This window comes from Rummeliibacillus sp. BSL5 (genome assembly GCF_052928305.1).
The window spans coordinates 1-7,487 of record NZ_JAVGCV010000012.1; the positions used below are offsets into that span (position 1 = coordinate 1).

Sequence of the window (7,487 nt, forward strand, 5' to 3'; positions counted from 1 at the left end):
AAACGTATGAAAATATCTATTTTCATACGTTTAGTATACATATTTTTTCTAGAATAATTCCCGTCTAGACATTGACTAGACGTGAAGTTAATGATATATTAATTTTACCAAATATTTTAAGAAAGAAGGATATTCCATGGCGGAAATTAAAGTTAGTTACATTCAAGGGCTTATGGCAGTTACACAAGAATTAACTGATAAAACAGGTTATGAATTTAGTGAAATTAGTGAAGCGTTAAAAAAGCACTATCCAAAGATTAATTCTAATCAGACGGCTGGGCTTATTAATAAAATGGCAGATGCAGAGGTATTTGAACGCTTAAAAGAAGATGGAAAACGCATTTGCTATATTTATTCTGAAACAAAAGCAAAGGCTGCAATAGTTGCAAAAAATCCTTTAAAGAAGCATACAGCAAAAATTACTAAAGAGCTTACACTAAAAGAAAGTTTAAGTGAGATACTTGAAAATGCTTATTTTGAAATGGAAAATCTTCCAACTAGTATCTTAAAAAATGAGGAAGATTTTAAATTGTTACAGGAAATTAAAGAGTCACAATCAAAATTGATTGATGAACTTAATAGTAAATGAAATTTTAGATACCCTTAAGGAGGGAAAATAATGATCTTAAATGATGAAATCGAAATATTTGATGAATCTGGAGACCATTCTAATAAAGGAAAATCGTGGACTGATGAAGAGTTAAGTCTAATTTTAGAGGCTGCACCAACAAAAGCAAATACCCTTAAGTTTGCAAAAATATTCAAACGCAAAACTGGTTCTATAGCTCAAATTTACCGTTGGGCTGCTGCTAATGATAAAACAATCGAAGAAAAACGCCCTAATGACAAATTCATTAGACAAATTCAACGAATTTCAAAAGAGTTAGGTTGGATTGTGTAGTAAAAAGCAGTTCTAGATATCTAGAACTGCTAATTATAAATTCTATAGTTATTCGGTTAATTATTATAACTTCATATTTTGTAAGCGCTTACAAAAATACTTAAAAAAATGTAGAATTTTGTCTTGATATTTTTTCAGAAAAATAGTATAATAATAAAAGGGGGCACTTACGTTCTTTTTTAAGCCCGGTCATTCGGAAGTTCAATATAGCATCAATTGTACATATGACTCTTGTAAAGGTACCTTTAAGTGTAAAAATTATGTTTCTTCGCAAAAACATAATAACACTCATAGGTTTCTTTTGGCAAGCAAAAATTTTTGGGAGGATTAAAAAATCTGTTAAAAATGATGCAAATTCTAAAGAAAATATGAGGTTAATATTAAAATGAAAATGAAAATCAACAAAGTATCTGATTTATTCAACGTGAAAGATAATCAGGCAGAATTAGAGTTTCCAAATATTGTTATAGACGGTGCGGATAATCGACTTTATGTAGATGGTATTCAAATAGCCGGAAATTCAGATGCACTTTCTAAACGATGTAATTTAATTATTGAAGATTTCTTTAATACAGTATTCGAGCATCTTAAAGACGAGAATTCCTCATTCGAAGTCAAAAAGCTATTAGACCAATCCAAAGAAAAAAACAGCTTACGATTAGGTAAATCTGAAATTTCACCTGGGGTATTAGCGGAAGGGAAAGGTTGTTCTCAAGAGATGCTTCACAAGCTATTTACTCGAGTTGAGACTCGCACATTAGTAAAATCAGGGGTAATCAAAAAACCAATGGATACAATCCTATTTATAAAAGGTTTTGGTGAAGATCGTATGAGTGATTTATTGGTTAGTCTTATATTTAAAGAACTTGTCGAATTTACCAATAGACAAGCTGCTAAGGCGCCTAATAAACCACAAATCCAAGAAAATATAGAAGGAAGTTTTTGGAACCACATTACACACCAATGGGATACATTCACTTACAATCAAATTCTAGATTTACAAAATCGACCATTGATATTAGTTCCAAAGAGTTTTGTTACAGATAAATATGTATATCGAGTAGATAGATATATTAGTAGTTGTCTACTTGCTTACGAAATTGAAATGCGTAAACAAGAAAACCCTAACTATAAATGTAATTTAAAAGAATTAAAAAAAGAACTTCAAAACTCATTAGGTAAAACAGGTACTGAATTTGTTATTGCCTACACTTTAGGTCATCCTGAAGGGAATTTAGTAGCACGTTTCCGACGAGATAATGAACACAATTCAAAAGGTACAGCATATCGTGGGAAATTAACGGACGATAAATTAACTACTATTATTGAAGCTCCTTATACTGAAATAGACAATATAGGATAACTTAAACAAAATGAGGCAGAACCTTGGTTGAATTGGCCAAGTTGTTCTGCCTTTTTTATTTAAACAGTCTCGACCAAAAACTACCTTTAGTTTGATTCGTAGTTTCTAACGTTTCTAATTCAGTAATCTTAGAATTTAATTTCCGAATTTCAGCCATTAAAGCATTGGTATTAGGTGCAGTTTCAGCTAACTTTGTTTGATGTCTTAGCATGGTATCCATTTGCTGTTGCATGCTTTTAAGCGCAACACTGTCCTTCGGTTGTTCAATCGCGCTTAAAGCCTTGTCCTGCTTGATTTCTAAATTTTTTATAGCATCATTTTGCGCACTTAATAGCGCCTTTAATTCTTGATTTTCGACTTTTAGCGCTATCATTTCGCTAGTTAATAATTCTAATATTTGATAAAGCTCACTGTTATTGATTTCGTCGCCTAGCGCGCTAGGTGATTCGTTTTGGCGCTCTGCGATTGGTTGAAGTACGCTAGAAGGTGAAAAGTCAGCACTAGAAACCTTCTCTATCGCTATTTTAAGCGATAAACCGTGATGATTTTTTAGCGCTAGCATAGCGCTAAGTATGTTGATATCATGTTCACTATATTGACGTTGCTTATTTGTATTCTTTTTAAACTTATATCCTGCATGTTCTAACAACTGTGAATATGATCGTAAGGATGCTGTGGAAATATTCAGTATGTCAGCGACTTCACCGGCTTGGAAATACTTCATTTGGTTCTCCTTCCCGTTCATCTTTTATATGTATTATTTATTACTAGCTTTTTAACCAATTATAATGAGCGAAAACAGGAACCGCTTTTGATTTTGGTGCTATTAAAGTTTTTACAGATTTATATTGCACGGCATTATGAAGGCCCTTGGTAAACGCAGCAACCACGTTATCGTATGTATATCCTTCTTTGATTCTTAAAGCCATATGCATAATCAGATCTTTGGCCTTAACAAATGTTTTAGCAGTTGCATCGGACCCAATACGTAACGCTAAAACAGATTTTTTATCCATGATTTGTATAGGAAATGGCATCATATCAATTAGATCATAGAATTTTAATTGATAATCATTAACCGCAAATTTTGAAACATACTCCCGAGTGTTATTTTTCAATGCATCTTCTTCAATTTCCTGTTGAACAGCCTTATATATATTATTATTTATATTGCTTGTTTTAAAGTTAGTAAGGTTAGAACTCTGATTTATATCAGTAGATTGCTGTTGTACCAATGGTTTATCGTCATTTTTTTCTGTTTTCTGATGTGCAAACTGATGTGCAATTTTTTCTTCTGACAATAAAAAGACTTCTTTTAAGATCTCTTTAAAATTCGCATGCTTCATATCAACAATGACGTATTTTCCGTTATTACAGCGATTTGATTGTAAACGAGTAACAATGAATTGATTTGTTGCTTTCAACGCTTTAATCGCATTTCTGACCGTTCTAACAGATACAGATACATCGATATTGTCGTGTATAGACTGGATGAGTTTATCTGTACCAAATTTACAAATACCATTATTTTTGTTGATCCAATAGATGATTTGTTCAAGAACTAGGTATTGTTTGGAAGGGAATAACTCATTCAAAAGTATATTTTGACGGCCTAAATCGTCCTCTAATTGCTTTAGACGTTGGATTTTTGCTTCTTTGATTTCTTTTGCTGAATATTTAGTGCTGCAGTTGATGAAGAATTGAATTCGTTGATTGTTTGCTGTATATGTTGTCATTAAAAATTTCTCTCCTTTTTTGGAAGAAAAAAAGCGTTTGTATCGCATAATTGACGATACAAACGCTTAAAATGACAATCTAAACACTTGAAAACTACTCAAAAACTTTATAGAATAGCATATAGATAATATTTTTATATCTATTACAAATGTAAATTAAGTCATTTCAACAATTTGCATCGTACCGTGAATACGATGTGATGAATATATAAGTGTTAGCCGCACTTATATACTCACGTTGAATGGCTTTTTTTTATTTTCCCGCTCGTTTTTTTATAATTCATATTGTACGCTAAAGCCTATTAATCTGCAAAGCAAGTTTGCTAGAACTGGTAATTTTTTTTATCATAGAATTAAAAGTGACAGATAGAAAAAGAAAAGAGGTTGCTTAAATGTTTGAAAAAGATAACCTGCTTGCGCTTGGAATTTCGTTTATCTTGTTTTTTTATTTTGTAGATTTCAAGTCACCTAGTACGTTCGATTTTGTCATTATGGCTGTTTATTCGATCTGTGTCATACTCTTTATTTTTAATTTGTTCTTACATCTGAAATTAAAAAAACAGCAAGATGCCTAATTCAAAAAACACCTTCTTAGTTTGCTAAGAAGGTGTTTTTTATGCCACGTATTCAGATGCTTTGGAACTAAAAATTTTTTAGAGAAAAGAAAGAGCATAAGGGAAAAATGCCCCCAATTGCATTGCGGGGGTAGGCAGAGCCTAACTTTTCCATGGGTACACGATTTTTTCAATTGCTATACAATTGCTATACAAATTTTTAATAGATTTATTCTCATTTTGTACCAGAAAAGGATGAAAAATATAATCCAAAGAGCTTTAAAAATGGCAGAACAAGAACCGAAAAAATAGCCATATCGTTAAGGAAATTTAAAAAATTCAACGAAAAATCAAGATGGAAATGACAGAGCATGCGTTATTCTCTAAATCAAACGAGACCTGTAAATAATATAAAAAGCACCTTCTTTTACAACAAGAAGGTGCTTTTTGCTATTCATTTAAAATGAATTGTAACGATATTTTTTCTCTTTATTTCGCAAAAAAGTGTATGGCAAATGTACAGCAAACAAAAAAATCGTGTACCCATGGAAAAGTTAGGCTCTGCCTACCCCCCCAATGGAATTGGGGGCATTTTTTCCTTATGCTCTTTCTTTTCTCTAAAATCTTTCCTCACCGTTAAATCAAAAGAAATAATAAGTAGTTATAAGCTACTTACTGTTTCTTTTTTAGAACCTTAAATGGGCTTCTATGCCTTTCCTACATTGGTCATTTTCTTCTAAATTGCTTTTTAAACACATGTCAACGAATTCCTCTTTTGAGTAGTCCTCATGTCCTTGCTGCACATATTCGAGATCTTCCAAAAAATAAATCCATTCGTCTTCTTCAGTAATTGATTTTAAGACTTCATAAGAAGTTGAATAATCTTTATCAACTTCAACACCTAAATGCCTTAATTTATTTGCCATTCCCCGTAATCATTTTCATACGTTTATTTCTTAAAAATTTTGAGGAGTACGAAGCAAATTAAATAGAAAAGTGCAATATTAAATAACAAACCTAACAACATAAAACTAAAGGTTCCATCCGAATATAACCCCATCCACTCAGCTGGAAAACCATAAAAACGTGAGTTATCACTATCAACCCTATGACCAATATCAAAAACAAACGAAAAGATAAGAACTAGAAAAATACTTACAATTAATAAATATAATGAACTTTTTTTCTTCAAAAATATAACTCCTATCTAGTAATTACTTAATTAGTAAAGTATACTATATTTGTTGGTAAAAAATACATAAAGGGAGATTAATTATATGAAAAGTAAATTTACACCATTTTTATTGTCAGGCATTTTTTTGGTAAGTAGTAGTGTTTTTAGTAATACTGCATCTGCCACTTCGGAAAACCCTATATCTGTTGATGACACTGCATCCACTTCGGAAAACTCTACAGCAACAATGAATGAAATAAAAGATATTGCAAATCAAACGGATTCTTTAGAACTAGTGGATGTAACTGACTTACCTGAAAATACACCATTTATTAACTTTGATAGTATAGAAGATTTCCAAAAAGCAATAGCAGACTTAGAACAAGAACAAAAACAAGAACAAGAAACATTAATGGAAGAATTACCAGAAGGTTTAGATTCAATTTCCAGTTCTCCTACTAGTATAGCAGATCGCGGAATCACTACATTTGCAGCTTCCCAAAGTAGAACTGACGTATTAAAGGTAACAGTAAAACCCTCATGGAATCCTTTAAAATCAATTACACAACCAGCTACAGTTACTGTTAATTTAACATATAACTACAAGAATGGTGCATTTACTAACAAAAAAATAACAAAGAGTAATGTAAAATCTCACAGTTTTGGTGTACCAACTAGTTGGGTTCAAGAAGATGTTAACTCTAGTTATTATGACTCTAAAAAAGGAGTTAAGTTAGAGCTTATTGGATATAACGTGGTAGGTCTCGCTATAAAAGGGCAACCTGTAGGCGCAAAAATAGACGATATAATTACTTTTAAATATAAAATCGGTGGATCAAAAACACTAGTAGAATATTAAAATGAATAAACTAAAAGGAGATCTTTAAAGTCTCCTTTTTTTTATCCATTTTTCTAACTAAATACATTAGTATTTAAGTTTTATTTCCTCTTGTAGCACTTTCATTAATACCAAACCCCTCAACAGTGATTTTTCACAAAGAAAAGTCTTCCATAGTAGCATCGACTTCATCCTCTGTTACTCCTATATATTTCATCGTTATAGACGGTGCAGAGTGATTAAACAGTTGCTGCAACACAGCTACATCTTTGTTTTGTTTGTAATGATGATAACCAAACGTCTTTCTCATCGTGTGCGTACCAATATCATCCCGTCCAAGCGCTTCTGCGGCCTTCTGTAGTACTCTGTAGGCCTGTGTAGTCGAAATATGGCCATTTCCTTTTTGACTTGGAAAAAGCCACGCAGAAGGGCTCATATCACGTGTATAGTCTTCAATCAGCTCTCGAGTGGCTCTGGGAATCAAAAAACGTTTCGTTTTCTTCGTTTTTTGCTCTGTGATGACTAAATGTGTCTTACCACGGACCTCCTGGACCGTTAATGGGACCAGATCACTCACCCTCAGGCCCACATTAATCCCTAAATTAAATAAAAAGAGATCCCGAGACCGGCCATATTTGGATAGGGCCCAGCGAAAATCTTCAATTTCAGCCTTTGTCCGCAATGGCTGCACGTTCTTTTCTTTGGTCATTTGAATCCTCCTCTCAATCCGTTTTCATACATATTATGTATCTTACCATATATCAAAATGAAAAACCCAGTAAAATCAATAAAAAAAACGTATGAAAATATCTATTTTCATACGTTTAGTATACATATTTTTTCTAGAATAATTCCCGTCTAGACATTGACTAGACGTGAAGTTAATGATATATTAATTTTACCAAATATTTTAAGAAAGAA

9 protein-coding genes are annotated in these 7,487 nt (G+C 32.2%); 5 read left to right on the top strand and 4 right to left on the bottom strand.

Going from position 1 to position 7,487, the window contains the following annotated elements:
- Positions 1–136: 136 nt before the first annotated feature.
- The 3 genes from RCJ93_RS16365 to RCJ93_RS16375 all read left to right on the top strand — a co-directional run bounded on the left by RCJ93_RS16365 (position 137) and on the right by RCJ93_RS16375 (position 2,264).
- Positions 137–589 (top strand): hypothetical protein, encoded by a 453-nt coding sequence (locus RCJ93_RS16365; protein ID WP_446739590.1) that lies wholly within the window; start codon positions 137–139, stop codon positions 587–589.
- Between the two features lie 30 nt (positions 590–619).
- Positions 620–901, top strand: coding sequence for a hypothetical protein (locus RCJ93_RS16370; protein WP_446739591.1), 282 nt, complete (start codon positions 620–622; stop codon positions 899–901).
- 385 nt (positions 902–1,286) lie between these two features.
- Positions 1,287–2,264: a hypothetical protein gene (locus RCJ93_RS16375; protein ID WP_446739592.1), complete on the top strand. Its 978-nt coding sequence runs from the start codon at positions 1,287–1,289 to the stop codon at positions 2,262–2,264.
- A gap of 55 nt (positions 2,265–2,319) precedes the next feature.
- Here RCJ93_RS16375 and RCJ93_RS16380 read toward each other — a convergent pair whose 3' ends face one another.
- Together RCJ93_RS16380 and RCJ93_RS16385 are read right to left on the bottom strand one after the other, a co-directional pair.
- Complete coding sequence (locus tag RCJ93_RS16380) at positions 2,320–2,988, bottom strand: helix-turn-helix domain-containing protein (RefSeq protein ID WP_446739593.1); 669 nt, start codon at positions 2,986–2,988, stop codon at positions 2,320–2,322.
- A gap of 43 nt (positions 2,989–3,031) precedes the next feature.
- Positions 3,032–4,000, bottom strand: a complete 969-nt coding sequence (locus tag RCJ93_RS16385) for a hypothetical protein (RefSeq protein ID WP_446739594.1) — start codon at positions 3,998–4,000, stop codon at positions 3,032–3,034.
- 392 nt (positions 4,001–4,392) lie between these two features.
- Between RCJ93_RS16385 and RCJ93_RS16390 the strand changes: the two genes are divergently transcribed.
- Entirely contained in the window at positions 4,393–4,575 is a 183-nt protein-coding gene (locus tag RCJ93_RS16390; RefSeq protein ID WP_446739595.1) for a hypothetical protein, read from the top strand.
- 665 nt (positions 4,576–5,240) lie between these two features.
- Here the strand turns inward: RCJ93_RS16390 and RCJ93_RS16395 are convergent.
- The gene (locus RCJ93_RS16395; protein WP_446739596.1) at positions 5,241–5,480 is read right to left on the bottom strand and encodes a hypothetical protein; all 240 of its coding nucleotides are present in this window, start codon (positions 5,478–5,480) and stop codon (positions 5,241–5,243) included.
- A gap of 351 nt (positions 5,481–5,831) precedes the next feature.
- Between RCJ93_RS16395 and RCJ93_RS16400 the strand changes: the two genes are divergently transcribed.
- A complete protein-coding gene (locus RCJ93_RS16400; protein ID WP_446739597.1) occupies positions 5,832–6,587 on the top strand; it encodes a hypothetical protein in 756 nt (251 codons plus the stop codon).
- Positions 6,588–6,720: 133 nt separating this feature from the next.
- Here the strand turns inward: RCJ93_RS16400 and RCJ93_RS16405 are convergent, their stop codons facing one another.
- Positions 6,721–7,275 carry a site-specific integrase gene (locus RCJ93_RS16405; protein WP_446739598.1) on the bottom strand — a complete coding sequence of 185 codons (555 nt, stop codon included), beginning with the start codon at positions 7,273–7,275 and terminating at the stop codon, positions 6,721–6,723.
- Positions 7,276–7,487 lie beyond the last annotated feature (212 nt).

Coding starts and splice junctions, on each gene's coding strand:
- RCJ93_RS16365 (WP_446739590.1), top strand. CDS start 137: ATGGCGGAAATTAAAGTTAGTTACATTCAAGGGCTTATGGCAGTTACA.
- RCJ93_RS16370 (WP_446739591.1), top strand. CDS start 620: ATGATCTTAAATGATGAAATCGAAATATTTGATGAATCTGGAGACCAT.
- RCJ93_RS16375 (WP_446739592.1), top strand. CDS start 1,287: ATGAAAATGAAAATCAACAAAGTATCTGATTTATTCAACGTGAAAGAT.
- RCJ93_RS16380 (WP_446739593.1), bottom strand. CDS start 2,988: ATGAAGTATTTCCAAGCCGGTGAAGTCGCTGACATACTGAATATTTCC.
- RCJ93_RS16385 (WP_446739594.1), bottom strand. CDS start 4,000: ATGACAACATATACAGCAAACAATCAACGAATTCAATTCTTCATCAAC.
- RCJ93_RS16390 (WP_446739595.1), top strand. CDS start 4,393: ATGTTTGAAAAAGATAACCTGCTTGCGCTTGGAATTTCGTTTATCTTG.
- RCJ93_RS16395 (WP_446739596.1), bottom strand. CDS start 5,480: ATGGCAAATAAATTAAGGCATTTAGGTGTTGAAGTTGATAAAGATTAT.
- RCJ93_RS16400 (WP_446739597.1), top strand. CDS start 5,832: ATGAAAAGTAAATTTACACCATTTTTATTGTCAGGCATTTTTTTGGTA.
- RCJ93_RS16405 (WP_446739598.1), bottom strand. CDS start 7,275: ATGACCAAAGAAAAGAACGTGCAGCCATTGCGGACAAAGGCTGAAATT.